Genomic DNA, 19,482 nt, shown 5'->3' on the forward strand with positions numbered 1-19,482 from the left:
TCATCTAGCTTTTGGCATAAACCTTGTTTGTCTACTTCTTCATCAATAATTCAATTGAGGTAGTGGATGCTTAGTCAGTTTATTATCGAAACGAAATTACCTTCGTCCTTTGCTAGCACTGCTCGTCAATGGTTTGTGCCTGTAGTTTCACAAATCACAAAACTCACCACCAACAAAACCACACCTGTTTTTATTGGTATTAATGGCTGCCAAGGCTCAGGTAAGTCAACACTTGCAGCGTTTCTCTGTCACCAGCTTAACGAAGAACATGGCTTATCAGTGGTCAACTTATCACTGGATGACTTTTATTATTCTAGAGAAAAACGTGCTGAGTTAGCTGAAACCATTCACCCTTTACTGGCTACCCGCGGAGTTCCCGGTACCCACAATACTGAACTTCTTGGCTACACATTAGCCTGTTTAGAACAAAATCAAACTGTAGCCATTCCGAGTTTCGATAAAGCGCAAGATAACCCTGTGCCAAGCTGCCAATGGCAAAGCTCACCAGCAAAAGTAGATGTTGTACTTATGGAAGGCTGGTGCTGGGGCGTCAAGCCGCAAAATATTAAGGCACTTGATAAGCCAATTAATGAATTAGAAAAATTGCAAGATACAGGGGGGAAGTGGCGTCAATATGTTAATCAGCAACTTGCCTGTGCCTACCAGCCATTATATTCGATTATCGATAAATGGCTTATGCTCAAAGCACCAAGCTTTTCCTGTGTTCATCAATGGCGCTGGCAACAAGAACAACGGCTTGCCGAAAATTCGGATTTAAGTGCAAGTAACCAGATAATGACTGAAGCGCAAGTTACCGAGTTTATCGCTTATTTTCAGCGCTTAACTGAACATGCTTTAGCAACGCTAGAGAAAGATTGCGATCTAGTATTTTACTTAGATCAGCAGCGTAAAGTGCAATCTGCTGTTGGCCGACTTTAATATAAAATGGAGAAATGTCATGCAATTTCCCCTAGTCTTTACCGACCTTGATGGTACTTTACTTGACCACTATGACTACAGTGTTAAAGCAGCGCTTCCGACATTAGCTGCACTGAAATTTCTTAACATTCCAATTATTGCTAATACCAGTAAAACTGAGCAAGAAGTCACCAAACTTTATCAACAATTGGATATTATTAGTCCTTTTATTGTTGAAAATGGGGCCGCGGTTTATCTACCAAAATCCTCGATAGCAACACAACCTCAAGACACAATTGAGCGCCAAGATTATTGGCTTAAAGTTTTCAGCCAACCACGTGCTGTTTATATTGATTTAGTCCAGCAACTTAAAGCTGATTTTAGCAAAGACTTTACCTGTTTTAGTGATATGACAGATCAAGCGATAGCTAACATCACAGGGCTTTCTTTGCCAGCAGCGAAGCTCGCCAATCAGCGACAGTTTGGCGAACCTGTACTTTGGCAAGGTAATCATTCACAAAAAGGTGCTTTTATCAATCAAGCAAAGTCGTTAGGTGCAAACGTGCTGGAAGGCGGCCGCTTTATTCATATTTGCGATGCATGTGATAAAGGTCAAGCAATGAACTGGTTAGCGGGTGAATATCAGCATCAATTTAAACAACCAAATGTCACCACTATCGCCTTAGGTGACAGTGGTAATGATATTGCGATGCTGGAGGCAGCTGATATTGCCGTACAAATAAAATCCCCTACGCACGCATTCCCTCAAATTAATCAAGAAGTTGTTAATTTTATCTATCAAACACAAGGCTTTGGCCCCGTTGGCTGGGCTGAAGCATTAACTTTCATTCTAGGGCTAGCCCCCAATCATGGTATTCCATCATCAACTCATCACACATTAGGAGAGTTCTCATATGGCTGATTTTTATCAAAATGGCAGCGTTACCACTTTACACAATTTAGGCCAGCGAACTTATCAAGACTTAGAAAATGAATTGGTTGCCTTCAATAAAAAGCGCCCGTTAGGTTTGTTATTACCATCGTTATTCTCAGAACTAGAAGGCCCAGCGCTGGCAAAAATTATCGACAAAATTGCCGAAGTGCCCTATTTAACTGAAGTCGTCATAGGGTTAGATCGCGCTGATGAAGCGCAATATCGCTATGCCCTCGAATTTTTTGGTAAATTGCCTCAACACCATCGTGTGTTATGGAATGATGGCACAAGACTCAAAGCAATAGACGCTAAACTTCAAAAACTTGGCCTAGCACCAACCGAGATGGGCAAAGGTCGAAATGTTTGGTACTGCATGGGGTATATCCTAGCATCAAATAAGGCTGAATCAATCGCCCTACATGACTGTGATATTTTAACTTACGAAAAAGACTTATTAGCTCGCCTGCTATACCCTGTTGCTCACCCACAATTTCAATATGAATTTAGTAAAGGCTTTTATGCACGCGTTGCCGACGGCAAAATTAATGGTCGTGTTTCCCGCTTGCTTGTTACCCCACTTATTCGTGCATTAAAACGCGTGGTTGGTCCGAATGAATATCTCGACTACATGGACTCTTTTCGTTATCCATTAGCTGGCGAATTCTCATTCCGCCGCGATGTATTAAACGATTTACGCATTCCAAGTGACTGGGGCTTAGAAATTGGCGTATTAAGTGAAATGCATCGTAACTATGCCACCAATCGTATTTGCCAAGTAGATATTGCTCAGGTTTATGATCACAAGCATCAAGACTTATCGTTAGACAATACCGAAGCTGGCCTATCCAAAATGTCGGTGGATATTACCAAAGCGTTTTTTAGAAAATTGGCAACACAAGGTAAAACCTTTACTACCGAAACTTTCCGATCAATTAAGGCGACTTATTTTCGTATTGCGCTCGATTATGTTGAAACCTATCGTCATGACGCATTAATGAATGGCCTTAATCTAGACATTCATATTGAAGAAAAAGCCGTAGAAATGTTTGCCATGAACATCATGATTGCTGGACAAACGTTTTTAGACAACCCGATGGAAACACCGTTTATTCCAACTTGGAGCCGAGTAATTAGCGCAGAACCTCATATTTTAGAAGAACTTAAAGAAGCTGTTGAATTGGATAATGAAGAATTTTCAAAAGGATAGCCAACAATCATGACCGAGCAATTTGATGCATTAACGCTAAAAGTAGAACAACAACTGACCATGATTTATCAGGATGTTGACCTTAGCATCTCGACAAAAGAATTAGCGCTGCGATTGATCAACGAAATGCGCATTGATGATAATTGCACACCACCTGAACCATACAGTAACCATTGGTCAGAGCGCGATATTATCATGATCACTTATGGTGACAGTCTGATGCAAGCAGGCGAAAAGCCACTAGTGACTTTGCAGCACTTTGTTGAAACTTATCTGAAAAATCATATCAATAGTGTACATATTCTACCGTTCTTCCCCTATAGCTCGGACGACGGCTTTTCGGTCATTGACTATTCATCAGTGAATGAAGGTTTAGGTGATTGGCAAGACATTCAAGCAATTGCTGGCAAAAAGCGACTAATGGCAGATCTCGTGATCAACCATTGCTCTAGCCGCAGTATGTGGTTTGAAAATTTTATTAACGGAGAAGGTCAAGGACACGATTATTTTTTCACCGCTGAGCCAGAAGATGATTTGTCACAAGTTGTTAGGCCAAGAACCTCGCCATTATTGCGACCAACGGAAACCGCTACAGGTGAGCAACATGTTTGGTGCACTTTTAGTCATGACCAAGTAGATTTCGACTTTCGAAACCCTGAAGTCCTCAGCCAGTTTGTTAAAATTATTCGCCAATACTTAGACAATGGCGTCAGGATTTTTCGCTTAGATGCCGTCGCTTTTTTGTGGAAAATCATCGGCAGCCCAAGCATTAATTTACCACAAACTCATGAAGTAGTGCGTTTGTTACGAACGTTAATTGAACACGCTCAGAATGACGCAGTGATCATTACTGAAACTAACATTCCCAACACTCAAAACCTCACTTATTTTGGTAACGCTAACGAAGCCCACTGTATCTACAACTTTTCTCTGCCACCGCTGCTAATTAACACCCTGATCACAGGTAATTGTTTATACCTTAAGCGCTGGTTAATGAGCATGCCGCCAGCACAAAATGGCACCACTTACTTTAATTTTATTGCTTCGCATGACGGCATAGGCTTAAGACCTGTAGAAGGTTTAATGACAGATCAAGAAATTGGCACGCTGATTAACACCATGAAGCAGTTTGGTGGCGCAATTTCATGGCGCACCAGTGAAACGGGTGAACAAAAAGCTTATGAAATGAATATCGCTTTGTTTGACGCACTTCAAGGAACGGTACATGGCCCTGATAAATATGGCATGCAACGCTTTATTTGTGCCCACACCATTATGCTCGGCTTAGAAGGTATTCCTGGCATTTATATTCATAGCTTGCTCGGTACACGCAATGACTATGAAAAGCTGAAAAATACCCATCATAACCGTGCAATTAATCGTCATCGCTGGGATTATCAATCATTAGTTGAGCAACTCGAAGATAGCGATAATCAACATGCTAAAGTGCTGAATAAAATGATGGCGCTGATTGACCTTCGCATCAAGCAAAAAGCACTTCACCCCAATGCTACTCAATTTACTCTGCATTTAGGATTAAATTTATTTGGGTTTTGGCGCCAAAGCCAAGATCGCAAACAAAGCATTTTCTGTATCACAAACGTTACCGATGAGGTTATGGAGTTACCCATCAGTGAACTTAATTTAGTGCTTACTGAGCGTTGGTTAGATTTAATTTCAGGTGAAGAAATTGCTGATTTAACTTTACCGATATTTTTACAGCCATACCAAACCGTATGGATCAGTAATTATACGGTTCAGTAATCATATGGCTCAGTAATTCTATTCTTCAACTACGTGCTACCAGTTAGCGCGTAGTTGAATTGCCGATAATATATCGTCATGTTTTGTATGAATTTCATCTGCTGCATTGAGTAGCTCTTTAGCAATAAAATCATGATGAATGGCATAGCAATATAAGCCTGCAGCTTTGGCAGCAGCAATACCATTTTTAGAGTCTTCTAAAGCAATTACTTGCTCAGGTTGCACACCCAAAAGCTGACAGGCTTTTAAGTAACCTTCGGGGTCAGGTTTATTACGGCTAACATCGTCACCAGTAATAATGGCATCAAAATACCCCTGCAAATGATTGCCTTCAATGGCGTCGAATACATTGGCGCGTTTGCCACCAGAAACTACTGCCATTTTAATGCCTTGCTGTTTAAATACTTCCAAGGTATCAACAATACCAAACAGTAAGGGCATAGGTTCGGTTAAACATAACTGAGCGAAATATTCACTTTTGCTTTGCACCAATTCGGCATGACTAATATTAAGCGTGTAATTGGTGAGTATATGTTCAGCGAGTGCAGATTCTGGCTTACCCACCCAGTTATCCGCAAATTGCTGAAAACTGATCTCAATATTCCAAGGTTCAAGTATTGCTTGCCACGCACGCCAATGGTGAGTTTCAGAATCAACTATGGTGCCATCACAATCAATCAATGCTGCTACTATATTCACATTCACCTTATTTCCTTTTGGCTTATCCTGCTCGCTAAATTGGTTTAACTAATACCAATGATTTACGTTGGAAGTTATAAAGTGCTTTTTTCTGGTCTGGTAAGGCATCAACAGTAGTTTCAACAAAGCCTTGTTCCCTAAACCAATGGGCACTAACAGTGGTTAGGACAAATAATTGCTCTAGTTTCTGGCGCTTAGCAAAAGATTCAACTGCGGCAATTAATCGCTCACCACGGTTACCTTTACGGTAATCAGGGTGAATAACGACACAGGCCAACTCACCTACTTTTGCTTCCGGGTAAGGATAAAGTGCGGCACAAGCGATAATTGCATCTTCTTTTTTCAACACGATAAAGCGATCAATTTCCGTTTCCAGCAACTTACGAGAGCGGCGCACCAACACCCCTTCTTCTTCAAGTGGCTGAATTAATTCTAAGATGCCACCGACATCATCAATTGAAGCCGTAGCAATATGTTCTTTATAATCTTTAGCGATTAAAGTGCCAGCACCTTCTCGGGTAAACAGCTCTTGCAACAATGCAGTTTCACTTTTATACGACACGCAATGGCAACGCTCAACACCATTTTCTCCACTTTGAATAATCGCACGCAGCAGCAACTGACGAACATGATCAGACTCTTCATTGCCATAATCATCAAGTAGCTCTTTGACTTTATGGACACTGCAGCTGCGAATTAAGCTGCCATCTTGATCCAGCAGCCCTTCATCTTCGGTAAAAGTAATGAGCTTATCCGCTTGTAAGGCAATAGCCGTTTGAGTAGCAACATCTTCTAACGCTAAGTTAAACACCTCTCCGGTCGTGGAATAACCAACAGGAGACAGCAAGACAATGGAGCCAAAATCAAGTTGCGTATTAATGCCCACTTTATCTATTCGGCGCACTAAACCGGTATGCTGGTAATCAACGCCGTCTTTAACGCCAATTGGTCGAGCGATAACAAAATTTCCAGTGCTCACTCGAATATGCGAGCCATGCATTGGCGAATTTGACAGGCCCGTAGTTAACAGCGCTTCAATATGTACACGTAAAGAACCGGTAGCATCTTTAACTGCCATCAAGGTTTGTTTATCGGTAATACGCAGGTGCTGTTCAAACTGCTGCTCAACGCCAAGCAAACTGGCGCGCTCAGCAATTTGTGGACGCGCACCATGAACGATAACCAACTTAACACCCAAACTTCTTAATAACGCGATATCATGGATGATATTGGCGAAATTTGGGTGTAATACCGCTTCACCACCAAACATCAAGACCACGGTTTTTCCGCGATGAGCATTGATATAAGGCGCAGCGTTTCTAAACCACTTAACGTAGTCTTTATCGTTTTTCACTGAGCTACCTACTTACTACGACTGACCTGATATGCCATCGCGACTTCATCATCTGGATTTTTATGGACACTTGGTTCACTGTCTTCAATGATGTAATCCGCTAAGCTCGATTTATCAATTTGCTCAAAGCCTAACTCGGCAAAATAATTTGGAATGTAAGTTAGCACTATAATAGTTTCTAGCTCCATTTTATGAGCAAATTCAAGCAAGTACTGAGTAAGTGCTTGGCCCTGCCCTTTGCCATGATGGTCACTATCAACAACTATCGAACGAATTTCAGCAAGGTTCGGTTCATAAATATAAAGTGACGCGCAACCTACCACTTCACCATCAATTTCTGACACCACAAAGTTTTGAATATCATGAATGATATTGTCACGACTGCGATGTAAAATTTCGCCTTTACCTGACCAGTAATCAACAAGTTGATTTATTTTATCAACATCAGACATTCGAGCACGACGCACCGACATTGCCGCGGCACGCTGGGCGTTAAGGCGCTGCTGAACTTGCTTAAGTGCCAATGTCACCTGATGTTTACCCGGCGCACCAACAACTTGCTCATTTAAGATATTGCGATTATCTTGCTGAATATTGGCTAGCGCTTTTTGCACCTGCGCACGAGAAGTGCCACCTAGCGCTTCACGCTTATCAAGCGTCGACTCTATTGATAAATGTTGATAAACATCTTGGCCAATTTTGTGGCTGAACGCTTGCAGCTGAGTCAAGGTTAAATCTTCTAATGGGCAGCCTTTTTCAATGGCAGCCAATACCACTTCACCCACAATATGGTGTGCTTCACGAAATGGAATGTCTTTACTCACCAAATAATCTGCAAGCTCAGTAGCATTAGCATAACCTTGCTGGGCAGCGGCAAGCGTGCGTGCAGAATTAACTTTTAAGCCATCTACCACTAACGTCGCCATTTCCATACATTCCTGCCAAGTATCTAACGCATCAAACAGGCCTTCTTTGTCCTCTTGCATATCTTTGTTATATGCTAGCGCTAGCGCTTTCATGGTCGTTAACATACCCGTGAGTGAGCCAAATACCCGACCTGCTTTACCACGAATTAATTCACATGCATCAGGGTTTTTCTTTTGCGGCATCAATGATGAACCTGAGCTCACTAAGTCGCTCATTTCAACAAAACCCGCTTCACCTGAATTGTAAAAAATTAAATCTTCAGCGAAGCGTGATAAATGCATCATGCTGATACTGGCTGTTGAGAGTAGCTCGATTACATGATCACGATCAGAAACCGCATCTAAGCTATTAATGGTGGCACTGCGAAAACCTAAGTTTTGCGCTAATAAGTCACGGTCTATCGGGTAAGCTGTACCCGCTAACGCGCCTGAGCCTAACGGCGAAACATCTAGACGGTATAACGCATCTTTTAACCGACCAATATCACGATTGAACATTTCAACATAAGCTAAACACCAATGACCGAACGTGACTGGTTGCGCTCGTTGTAAATGGGTATAGCCCGGTAAAACGGTATTACTTTCACGTTCAGCAAGATTCATCAACGCTTGCTGTAAATTCACCAAGGCAAATAGTAATTCACCACCAGTTTCTTTACACCAAAGTTTTAAGTCAGTCGCCACTTGGTCATTACGACTGCGACCAGTATGTAATTTCTTACCAAGATCACCTGTTTTTTCAATCAGTTGAATTTCTACCCAGCTGTGAATATCTTCGGCGTCGGAAAATAAAATTTGCTTCGGATCTTCTTCAACCGACGCTTTAAGTTCTAATAACGCTGCTTCTAATCGCGCCACTTCATCATCTGATAAGACACCGACTTGATTCAGCGCGCCAGCCCAAGCAATGGAACCAACAATATCTTGCACTGCCATTCGGTAATCAACTGGCAACGAATCGTTAAATTTTTTAAATTGCACGCTGGCTTTTTCTTTAAACCGGCCACCCCATAATGCCATGGTGTTTGCTCCTACCTTAGTGATTCGTTACTTTTTACTCTGTTCATTAAGCGCGGTAATACGGCTTGATAAACTGAATAAACGAATAAAGCCTTCTGCATGTTTTTGGTCATAAACTTCATCAGCGCCAAACGTGGCAAATGCTTCTGAATATAAGCTATTTGGCGAGCGACGTTGAGTAACTGTTGCCGTGCCTTTATATAATTTCACTACGATATCGCCAGTCACTTTTTCAGCAAATGAAGCTGCTGCCGCCAATTGCGCTTTCGCCAGCGGCGTAAACCAACGACCATCGTAAATTACATGAGAAAACTCTAAGCCCACTGATTCTCTAAACTTCAGTGACTCTTTATCTAAAATTAATGTTTCTAAACCTTTGTAGGCCGCCATTAATACCGTACCGCCTGGGGTTTCATAACAGCCACGAGATTTCATACCCACTAAACGGTTTTCAACAATATCAATACGGCCAACACCATGTGCAGCGGCTTTGTTATTCAAATAAACTAAAGATTGATATGCAGATAATTTCTGACCATCAACCGCAACTAATTCACCTTGCTCAAAGCTTAACATGACCGTTTCTGGCGTATCTGGAGCATCCATTGGCTCAACTGTCATCGTCCATACTTCTTTTGAAGGCTCACACCACGGATCTTCTAACTCACCACCTTCATGAGAAATATGCCAAGCATTAGCGTCACGGCTATAAATTTTGGTTAATGATGCAGAACAAGGAATATTACGTTCAGCTAAATAATCTAATAAGTCTTCACGTGAAACCATGTCCCATTCACGCCACGGTGCAATTACGGTTAATTGCGGCGCAAGCGCAGCAAAACATGACTCGAAACGCACCTGATCGTTACCTTTACCGGTACAGCCATGACATACGGCATCGGCTCCCACTTTCAGCGCCACTTCAACATGCGCCTTAGCAATTACCGGACGCGCCATTGATGTACCTAATAAGTACTGGCCTTCATAAACCGCACCGGTTTTGATGATCGGGTAAATATAGTCTTTAACAAACTCTTCTTTAAGATCAACCACATGACATTCTGATGCGCCTGAGGCAATCGCTTTTTCTTTAATGCCTTCAAGTTCTTCATCTCCTTGACCGACATCGGCACAAAATGCGACAACTTCACAGCCATCATAATTTTCTTTTAACCACGGAATAATAGCCGAAGTATCTAAACCACCTGAATAAGCCAATACCACTTTTTTAATTTGTTTTTGCGCTGCTAATGCCATGTTGCTTTCCTAACTTTTTCCGTAGCCGATTACGCTATTTAACCGGCTGATATTTATTCACTATTGTTAATTGCTTAACCGTTTAAATTCAATACAATTTTATCGCTGTTCGATAAAATTCTAACGCCAGCGACTATCTTAGATGTTGTCGATTTACCTGAGCGTTACCAGTTCATTAATTACCAAGCGATTTATTGCTAACCTATTTATTACTAACTTATTTTTTACTAACTTAGTAAACTCACCAATACTGCACTTTGTGCCCACATCCGATTTTCTGCTTGCTGGAACACCACAGATAACGACTCATCATCAAATAGTGCTGTGGTAATTTCATGTTCTAAATGGGCTGGCTGACAATGCATCACTTTAGTCGCACCAGCGCTTTGCATGAGTTGATGATTAACTTGATAAGGCATGAATTTTTCAAGAATTTCGTCAACTTTGGTGTTATCGCCCATTGAAATCCAAGTATCAGTATAGATGACATCTTGCTGGCCAATATCGCTCAGGTCATGACTAATGTGTAATTGACTGCCTGAAGCTGTTGCTAAAGCTTGAGTTTGAGCAATTAATGCTTCCTTTGGCCCATGTCCCTCTGGACACACTAAAGTAAAATCGACCCCTAAAATTGCCGCCAGTGTCATTAACGAATTAGAGACATTGTTACCATCACCTACATAAGCCAATTTCACTTTCGTTAAATCAGCAAAGTGTTCGGAAATAGTCACAAAATCGGCTAGTGCCTGACAAGGGTGATACAAATCACATAAGGCATTAACTACCGGTACAGCACCGTGTTCTGCCAAACCTAGAATTGATTGATGATCAAATACCCGAGCGACAATGGCATCAGCATAACAAGATAGGTTTTTAGCATAATCGCTCACCCGTTCACGCTCACCTAATTTGCCATTTTGTTGACCAAGATAAAGGGCATGACCACCTAATTTAGCAATACCAATATCAAAGCTGACATGAGTACGCAAAGATGGCTTTTCGAAAATCATGGCAATGGCTTTGCCAGCAAGCGCGTTTTTGTAATCTTCTGGTGATTGTTTAATTTGTGTGGCTAAATTAATTAAGGTCAACGCCTGCTGCTGCGTTAATTGGTTATCCGCTAAAAAGTGTGAAACAGTCATAAGCTAATCCATAAAAAGTAATAGTAAAATCAATAAATAAAGTATCTATTTAATGCCTTAAAAAAGTAGGCTTTAAAAATGAAGGCCTAAAAAGCGCAGATATTTAGCGCTAGGCTACAAGTTTAGGAATAATGCGGGTGCCTACATTAACGCCTGCTAGCAAATTCAAAATTTGCTCAGGTGCTTGCCAGCTAGCAACCGCGATACTTCGTCGTAATTGATTAGCCGCGGTAAAAGCAGCATTAATTTTTGCCGTCATACCACCGCTGATAACTCCACTTTGAATTAATAGATTTGCCTCTTGCTCAGTTAAGTCGCTTAAGTAATTGCCATTACCATCCATTACGCCGTTAACGTCGGTCAATAAGAGTAATTCAGCATTTAACAATTGGCAGATAACTACGGCCGCGTCATCAGCATTAACGTTAACAAGTTCGCCAGAATCTAACGCGCCAATAGATGAAACAATCGGTAAAAACTGTGCTTTAAGTAAAGAGTCAAGTAATTTACTTTGATGAGCTTTAGGCTCGCCTACCGCGCCAAGATCATTACCATTAAGCGTACACTTAACCATGTTGCCATCAGCTAATGATAGGCCTACGGCATTTAAATTTAACTCATTAGCGTAAGCTACAATCGACTTATTAACATTACCCGCTAAAGCACCGCTAATAATAGGCATTTGCTCAGGCGGTGTAACTCTTAAGCCATTGCGCTTTTCAGTGACAAAGCCGGCTTGCGCTAACATTTCATCAACAACACAGCCGCCACCATGAACAATCACTACCGCTTGGTTTTCAAGTGTGGCAATCACCTTAAGCAAAGCAGAAAGCGCTTCTGGTTTTTCTAAAATGGCACCACCAATTTTTATCACTAACGGCTTCATAACATTCCCCCTTTGACTTGGGGTAACAAGCTATAAGCTGTTGGCAAACCAAGTACTTGATTTAAACATTGCACGGCCTGAGAGGCGGCGCCTTTGAGTAAATTGTCGATAGCGGTACAAACCACTAATACTTGTTTTTGTTCATCATATTGCCAATGAATATCAGCAAATGGTGTATGAGCAACATCATCAATTTGTGGCCAAGTATTTTTTATTCTGACTAATGGCTGGTGCTGATAAGCACTGATAAACGCTTGAGCGACATCTGCTGTTGTTACATTTGGTTTTAATGTCAGCGTCACCGTAGCTAATAAACCACGTTTATAAGGCGCTAAATGAGGATTAAAAATTACCGCGGCATCAGCTTCTTGGCTAATCTCAGGCTGATGGCGATGCTGTAAAATATTGTATGGTCTAAGGCTTACTTCATTAAAGCTAGTTGCCAGTGATGCTTTTCTACCTGCACCGCTGACACCGCTTATGCCGTTAATGACAATCAAGCCATCTTGTTGCAAACCGTTAACGGTTATCGGCTTAAGGGACAATAAACTTGCGGTAGGGTAACAGCCAGGAACAGCAACTAAATTAGTCGAATTGAAATCGTCATCAAGCCATTCGGCCAAACCGTATTTGGCTTGCGCTAACGCATCCAATGATTGGTGTTCAAAACCATAATAAGTTGGGTAATCTTGCGGCTGCTTTAAACGAAAGCCACCAGATAGGTCGAAAACTTTAACGCCTTTGGCTAAGAAGGCACTCGCCCACTGAGCACTGTACTCGTGGGGCGTAGCGAAGAAAACCGCATCTAGTGCGTCAACAGCACTATCGAACCATTCTTGAGAAAAAGACTGTAGGGGTACATCACAGATCCCCTGCCAGCGAGCATGTAACTCGGAGAATAATGATCCAGAAGTAGTACTGTTTTCCGACACAACTAAATGCGTGATCGAAACTTTGTCATGTTGAAGCAATAAACCAACTAACTCTGCGCCAACGTATCCACTAGCGCCAATAACCGCGACTTTCATAAAAACACCACTTTGCAATTGTATTCAATTGATAACATAAAAATATGAACAATTTATGTGCTACTTAGTTACTAATAGTTAATTTTAGTAACCGATAAAAAAAATATCTAAATCTATCGTCGTCTCATATTTGAATACATGCTTACTTTTCCGTAGCGTTCTTGAACAAGGTTATTTACACTGATGAGTGAAAAATAACATTGCATGAATTTTTATGCAACAAAATAACATAAATATTTTATGAAAAATTTATTACCTAACTTTGAAACTGCTTTATCTCAACTTATTGCCAGCCCATCGATTAGCTCGACATTAAGTTCATGGGATCAAGGTAATCGCGATATCATTAACTTACTCGCTAGCTGGTTTGAGACACTTGGCTTCACCGTTAGCATCATGCCTGTACCTGATACCAACAATAAATTTAACTTACTGGCAAAACTTGGAACCGGTGAAGGTGGGTTATTGCTGGCAGGCCACAGCGATACCGTGCCGTTTGATGAAAATCGCTGGCAAAGTGATCCGCTTAAAGTTATTAACAAAGACGATAGATTTTTTGGCTTAGGCACCTGTGATATGAAAGGCTTCTTCGCATTTATTTTGCAAGTGGTGAAAGACATAAAGCCAAGCCAACTAAAAAAGCCGCTATATATTCTAGCCACTGCCGATGAAGAAACGACCATGGCTGGTGCCCGATTTTTTGCTCAGCAACAATTAGTTAAACCCGATGTTGCAGTCATAGGTGAGCCTACCGAATTAGTACCGGTAATTATGCATAAAGGCCACATGTCACACCGCATTTCAATCTTAGGACAATCAGGCCACTCCAGTAAGCCTGAGCTGGGCGTAAATGCTATTGAAATCATGTACCAGGTCATTAGCCAATTACTAACTCTTAAGCAAACATTAGCTAGTCAATATCACAATGATGCCTTTGATGTGCCGATGCCAACACTTAACTTAGGCGCTATTTCTGGTGGTGATAATGCCAACCGTATTTGCGGCCATTGTGATTTAGATATTGATTTACGAGCACTGCCAGGGATTAAAGATGAGGAATTAGTGCATTGGCTAAGTGAAGCGTTAAAACCGATTGCCGAAAAGTATCCAGGTCGCATCACCATGCAGGAGCTACACCCACATTGCCCAAGCTTTGGCCAAGAACATCAGCATGAATTTTTAACGGTTGCAGAGGAAATATCAGGTCATAAATGCTGTGCCGTCAATTACTGTACCGAAGCGCCTTATATTCAATCGCTAGGCTGTCAAACCATTGTATTAGGCCCAGGCTCAATTAATCAGGCACATCAGCCCAATGAGTTTCTCGGTTTTGACCAGATAAATAAAACACTAGATGTACTGACAAAATTAATCGTTCGCTACTGCTTAACAGACGATAATTAATTCAAGTAATTGAAATATTCTCTTGTTGTTAGCAAGTTAAGATCTGTTCCAAAGCTTTTGATTTTCTTTTAAAGAAAAGAAATCTTTGGGATGCCAACAGCGTGGGATCAGATCTAGCTCGGCACGCTCTTGGTAATTAGATACCAGCTTTTCTAGAATTTCCTGTAAACGCTTTTTACTCATGCTGGCAAGGCGTTTTGCTGACTCAGCAAAGTACAGGTTTTCGGTTTTTTTAACAATCATATCGCTGCCATAGCCAATAAAGCTTAGTTGTCTGGTGGCAATGCGGCAGTGTGGCTCTTCAGGATTATTCGGATATAACTGATTCACGATGGCATATTCATAGCGCTGTAATGAATTTCCAGCCGCATCTAAAGCGAGGTAAGTTACACCAAACCCTTGTGGGAACATGCCGGTGACTTTATACAAGCAGTTAACAACATCCTGGCTACAAGCGCCACGCTCGGCATTTTGATTAAGCGCCTGATAAACTTTAGGAATTAACTTGTATTTATAATTTGGTTTGGTAGACAAGACAATTGAGCAGTATATCTGCGGCACTTTAATCACATTTGCCAAACTTTGTTTAGGATTAATTGCGCCTTTTAGTAACTCACGAATAAACTTAAGCTTTCTAAGCTCTTGTTTTTTAAATAGGTCGCGGTCTTTTTTCGAATTACCTAAATAATCACCAGCCCCAATACCATCAGCTAAGTATTTAATGGTTTCACGATAATTAATTTGCAGTAACTCTTTACGCTCATCAACGTCTAATGTCCGAAATGGATCTTTGCTTTGATTAGCGCCCACTAAAATCAATTGGGCATCAGGATGAAAATTACCAATATCTTGAATTAATGCAGCTTTAACTAAAGCGACCTTAACTTCATCAACAAATACCTGATAGCCAGCTTCATCGAGTGCTTTAAATTCTTTGTATTTATCAGGAGTAATATCCCCTAAAAAATCCTGAATATACGTATTATTAATAGCATTATCTAATATCAGCTGATCTAATAACCTTAAGACAAGAACTGCTTTATATAGTGGCTTATGATATTCATTGGTTTTTGCTACTTGGCTCCCTTCTGTGGGGCTTAGCAATTGAATTGTCCCTAATAATTGAGAAGACTTTTTAACAGTTTCGTTAAAAGTTTCCCCTTCAGACAATTCAATAATTTCATAACAAATATTAGTTAAACGCTCATGCCTTTCCATGCGCTCAGAGCGAAGTTGCTGCTGAAAATTCGCTAATTCTGTTTCTAACTCTGCTTGATTCTTCGGCTTAGATTTGAGCTTTTCATTAAGCTCAGTAGTAATTTTTTCAACTTGCGGTTGGTTGGCAAAAAAGTCACAAGCACCGTCAATAATTGTGTCTTTAATTGGGCTGTTAATAAACATGCGTTCCAATAAATTGGTCACTTGTTTAGTAAACATAGATTGGTGAGAGTCTTTGCTCATTTAATGTTGTAAGCCGTTACAAAAATTTATTTGTCATTCCATCGTAAACATAAAGGAAAAGCGGTAAAAACTCAAATTAACAATAAGATATAAAAACATTAATCTTTTTGAACATTTTTGGTACGTACACTAACACTCATTAATATACGTACCAATATTACTTTGAAAGCAGTAAATTAAGGGCGAATGCCTAATGTGTGGCAAATCGCATAACTGAGTTCTGCACGATTTAATGTGTAGAAATGAAAGTCTTTAACCCCTTCTTTATTAAGCACTTTTACTTGCTCCATGGCAATATTAGCACCAACCAAGCGGCGAGTTGTTTCATCATCATCTAGCCCTTCGTACATTTTGGTCATCCAAGTTGGCACATGGACATTAGTTAGGCCAGCAAAACGCTTTAACGTGTTGTAATTAGTCACAGGCAAAATACCCGGAATAATTTCCACATCAATACCCACAGAAACACAACGATCGCGAAAACGTAAAAATGACTCAATATCGAAAAAGAATTGGCTGATAGCGCGAGAAGCACCAGCATCAACTTTACGTTTTAAGTTCAACAAATCAAACTGTGGATTCGGCGCTTCCGGATGACCTTCTGGGTAAGCCGCGACGGAAATATCAAAATCAGCCACTGACTTTAATAGCTCGACTAAGTCTGATGCGTACATTGACGGCTTTTCACTGCTATTCGGTAAATCACCACGCAACGCAACAATATGACGAACGCCGCTGTCCCAATAATCTTTAGCAATTTTAACCAGCTCTTCACGGCTAGCATCAATGCAAGTTAAATGCGGCGCAGCAACTAACGCGGTATCTTGCTGAATACGCTTAATCACATCATGAGTGCGATCACGAGTACCACTGCCGGCACCATAAGTTACCGAAACAAAACTTGGTTTTAGTGGTGCCAAACGCTCGATCGAATTCCATAGCGTGGTTTCCATTTCAGGGGAATTTGGCGGAAAGAATTCAAATGAAACATTAATGCCACTAGCAATTTCGCTTAGACTTTGATTGAGCGACTCTACTTGCCTTGCATGACTATAGCTCATTAATTGATCCCCTTTAATTTAACTTGATGTTGTTTATGCATTAATTGCTGACAAATATTAACCAGATCAGAGTGTAACCCTCCAGCAGTAACATCTCGCCCTGCACCTGGCCCTCTGATAATTAATGGATTTTCTAAATACCAATGACTGACAATCTTAAAAATATTATCGCACGGTGTTAACGCTGCAAATGCATCAGTCAGTGGTAATGTTTCTAAACTGACTTTTGCCACAATTTTGTCATCCTGCGCTGAAAAGCGCGCAACATAACGAATACAGGCCTGCTGTTCTCTGGCAGCATTTAAGCGTTCAAGAAACGGCTGGTTTAGTTGCTCAGCTTGAGCTAAGAACTCAGGCAGCGATAATTGCGCTAATTCCGCTGGCACCAAATTTTCAACTTCAACATCTTCCAGCGATAATTCAAAGCCTGCGGTGCGCGCTAAAATCAATAATTTTCGCTGGACATCGCGGCCGGATAAATCTTCTCTTGGATCTGGCTCAGTCAAACCATCTGCTAACGCTTGGCGCAGTAACTCACTAAATGGAACCTCACCATTGTACTTTTGGAACAACCAAGACAAGGTGCCCGAAAAAATACCCGAAATTTCAGTAATGGTATCACCACTTTGGCGTAAATCTTTAATTGCATAATTTATCTGTAAACCAGCACCAACTGTTGTGCTACCTAACCATAACGCTTCATGCTTATTCGCCAGTGCAATATTATGTCGATATTCAGCTAAAGACGCTGATGCCGCCCATTTATTAGCGCTGATGACGTGAATGCCTTTACTAAAGAATCTTTCATATAACTGGCTAAAGGCTTCGCTAGGCGTGATATCTATCATGACTAGTTCATCATACGGATGATTGGCCAACCAAGTTAATAACTCTTGCTCTTCGTAAGCTGTTGCTGAATGTTCAAATTCAGCCAGCGCATGTTCTGCATCAATACCGTCGGATTGAATTAACATTTTTTTCGACGTTACCAAGCCCACCAAATGAGTATTCTCTAGCGTAGAAACTCGCGCTAATTGCTTTGGTAACATCTCAATAAAACGTTGACCTATATTTCCTAAGCCAGCAACCACAACGCCAATATGGCGACTGTCTTTAGTCACATCGTGGTGAATATTATTTAATGTTTCACCAGTACAAGCATTCGGTAGCGCCGCAACTAAGCTATTAATATGAAGCTGATCAAAAATTGCTAATGGAATTTGATGTTTCAACGCACGCTTAAAACGTGCTTTTACGTTGCCACGCTTGGCGACATTGTCACCTACTACTGCCATAATAGAGATAGGCGTAAATTTAACTTCATTGGTATCGCTGGCCAGCCACTCGCTAACGGCTCGTTGTTGATCAAGACGAATAACTATTTGGCCACGGGTTAAATCACCACTTAATGCTGTAAATTTTTCATAAGCTAAAGTACCAGGTTCGCCAATAAAACTTTCCGATTCAGCTAATAATAGGTCGTTTTGATAAGTAACCGACAATTCTTGCTGAGCAATTTGACCAAAGTCACCCACTTCAGTACCTGCGGTTTTTGGGTCAAAACTACTGGCAACATGTAAATGACTACCAACAATTTCAAGCGGTAGTAACGTTTTTGCATGTAATACTGGGTTACCTAAACGGCCAAGCTCTTTCGCTACGGTACGTGGCACGCGGTGTAATTTTCTCGCCAATGGTACTACGCGCGGATCGGCACTATAGATACCATCAACGTCTGTCCATAAAGTCACATCTTGCGCTTGAGTCAGTGCTGCTAAAATAGTGGCAGAATAATCACTGCCATTGCGGCCTAATGTACAAGGAATACCATCGCTATTTTTAGCAATAAAGCCAGTTACAATGGCTAATTTATTGGGTACGCGCTGCTTAGCAAGATTGCTTTCACTTAGTGGGAAATCGACCTGGCAGCTCTGCTCGTTATCAATCACCAAAAATTCGCGAGCATCAATGGCATGACTTGGACACACTTTTTCAGCAAGCACTGCTGACAACAAATTTGCCGACCAAACTTCACCAAACGCTAATAATTCACTTTCATGGGCAGCAATATCAATTTGTAACCATTTCGCCAGCAATTGGAAATCTTGTTCCAGTCTTTGCAATAATCTTGTGGCTGATTCTGTTGATAGCAACCCTTCAATTAACGCCTGTTGCTTGTTTTTAAGCGTTGAAATTGCCTGATGTAACTGATCACTATTGTGTTTAGCGTGTTGATATATTTCAATTAAATCATCAGTGGTATCACCACTTGCCGACACAACAACTACGTCGTTTATTTGGCAATGACGTTGAATAATTGCAATAACCCGTTCAATACATTCAATTGACGCTAGCGAGCTACCACCAAACTTATGTACCTGAACCGCATGTTTACCTAATTTATTGTTTTCCACGTTTTTG

15 protein-coding genes are annotated in these 19,482 nt (G+C 41.1%); 5 read left to right on the top strand and 10 right to left on the bottom strand.

The window, feature by feature from the left end:
- Positions 1 to 66 precede the first annotated feature (66 nt).
- Genes ACOB82_RS08820 through ACOB82_RS08835 form a run of 4 tightly spaced genes read left to right on the top strand, consistent with a single transcriptional unit; the run spans position 67 to position 4,823 of the window.
- Positions 67 to 939 carry a kinase gene (locus ACOB82_RS08820; RefSeq protein ID WP_448212615.1) on the top strand — a complete coding sequence of 291 codons (873 nt, stop codon included), beginning with the start codon at positions 67 to 69 and terminating at the stop codon, positions 937 to 939.
- Between the two features lie 19 nt (positions 940 to 958).
- A complete protein-coding gene (locus ACOB82_RS08825; RefSeq protein ID WP_448212616.1) occupies positions 959 to 1,840 on the top strand; it encodes an HAD-IIB family hydrolase in 882 nt (293 codons plus the stop codon).
- A complete protein-coding gene (locus tag ACOB82_RS08830) occupies positions 1,833 to 3,059 on the top strand; it encodes a glycosyl transferase (RefSeq protein WP_448212617.1) in 1,227 nt (408 codons plus the stop codon). Before ACOB82_RS08825 ends, ACOB82_RS08830 begins: the two co-directional genes overlap by 8 nt.
- A gap of 9 nt (positions 3,060 to 3,068) precedes the next feature.
- Positions 3,069 to 4,823: a sugar phosphorylase gene (locus ACOB82_RS08835; RefSeq protein ID WP_448212618.1), complete on the top strand. Its 1,755-nt coding sequence runs from the start codon at positions 3,069 to 3,071 to the stop codon at positions 4,821 to 4,823.
- 36 nt (positions 4,824 to 4,859) lie between these two features.
- Here the strand turns inward: ACOB82_RS08835 and ACOB82_RS08840 are convergent, their stop codons facing one another.
- The 7 genes from ACOB82_RS08840 to argC form a co-directional block, all read right to left on the bottom strand.
- Positions 4,860 to 5,522 carry an HAD family hydrolase gene (locus ACOB82_RS08840; protein WP_448212619.1) on the bottom strand — a complete coding sequence of 221 codons (663 nt, stop codon included), beginning with the start codon at positions 5,520 to 5,522 and terminating at the stop codon, positions 4,860 to 4,862.
- 34 nt (positions 5,523 to 5,556) lie between these two features.
- Positions 5,557 to 6,876, bottom strand: a complete 1,320-nt coding sequence (gene argA / locus ACOB82_RS08845) for an amino-acid N-acetyltransferase (RefSeq protein ID WP_448212620.1) — start codon at positions 6,874 to 6,876, stop codon at positions 5,557 to 5,559.
- Between the two features lie 8 nt (positions 6,877 to 6,884).
- Positions 6,885 to 8,822, bottom strand: a complete 1,938-nt coding sequence (argH, locus tag ACOB82_RS08850; RefSeq protein ID WP_448212621.1) for an argininosuccinate lyase — start codon at positions 8,820 to 8,822, stop codon at positions 6,885 to 6,887.
- A 27-nt stretch (positions 8,823 to 8,849) separates the two neighbouring features.
- Entirely contained in the window at positions 8,850 to 10,079 is a 1,230-nt protein-coding gene (locus ACOB82_RS08855; protein ID WP_448212622.1) for an argininosuccinate synthase, read from the bottom strand.
- A gap of 227 nt (positions 10,080 to 10,306) precedes the next feature.
- The gene (locus tag ACOB82_RS08860; RefSeq protein ID WP_448212623.1) at positions 10,307 to 11,221 is read right to left on the bottom strand and encodes an ornithine carbamoyltransferase; all 915 of its coding nucleotides are present in this window, start codon (positions 11,219 to 11,221) and stop codon (positions 10,307 to 10,309) included.
- A gap of 109 nt (positions 11,222 to 11,330) precedes the next feature.
- On the bottom strand, positions 11,331 to 12,107 hold the full coding sequence (gene argB, locus ACOB82_RS08865) for an acetylglutamate kinase (RefSeq protein WP_448212624.1): 777 nt from the start codon (positions 12,105 to 12,107) through the stop codon (positions 11,331 to 11,333).
- Positions 12,104 to 13,135: an N-acetyl-gamma-glutamyl-phosphate reductase gene (gene argC, locus ACOB82_RS08870; protein WP_448212625.1), complete on the bottom strand. Its 1,032-nt coding sequence runs from the start codon at positions 13,133 to 13,135 to the stop codon at positions 12,104 to 12,106. The genes argB and argC overlap by 4 nt, the downstream gene beginning before the upstream one ends.
- Positions 13,136 to 13,375: 240 nt before the next feature.
- On the opposite strand from argC, the gene argE reads away from it, so the two are divergent.
- Positions 13,376 to 14,539: an acetylornithine deacetylase gene (gene argE / locus ACOB82_RS08875; protein WP_448212626.1), complete on the top strand. Its 1,164-nt coding sequence runs from the start codon at positions 13,376 to 13,378 to the stop codon at positions 14,537 to 14,539.
- Positions 14,540 to 14,575: 36 nt separating this feature from the next.
- On the opposite strand, the gene ACOB82_RS08880 is transcribed toward argE, so the two are convergent.
- The 3 genes from ACOB82_RS08880 to metL form a co-directional block, all read right to left on the bottom strand.
- Complete coding sequence (locus tag ACOB82_RS08880) at positions 14,576 to 16,000, bottom strand: hypothetical protein (RefSeq protein WP_448212627.1); 1,425 nt, start codon at positions 15,998 to 16,000, stop codon at positions 14,576 to 14,578.
- A 176-nt stretch (positions 16,001 to 16,176) separates the two neighbouring features.
- Positions 16,177 to 17,061, bottom strand: a complete 885-nt coding sequence (metF, locus tag ACOB82_RS08885) for a methylenetetrahydrofolate reductase (protein WP_448212628.1) — start codon at positions 17,059 to 17,061, stop codon at positions 16,177 to 16,179.
- Positions 17,061 to 19,475: a bifunctional aspartate kinase/homoserine dehydrogenase II gene (gene metL, locus ACOB82_RS08890; protein ID WP_448212629.1), complete on the bottom strand. Its 2,415-nt coding sequence runs from the start codon at positions 19,473 to 19,475 to the stop codon at positions 17,061 to 17,063. The genes metF and metL overlap by 1 nt, the downstream gene beginning before the upstream one ends.
- Positions 19,476 to 19,482 lie beyond the last annotated feature (7 nt).

The sequence above is a fragment of the Colwellia sp. MEBiC06753 genome (assembly GCF_053470325.1).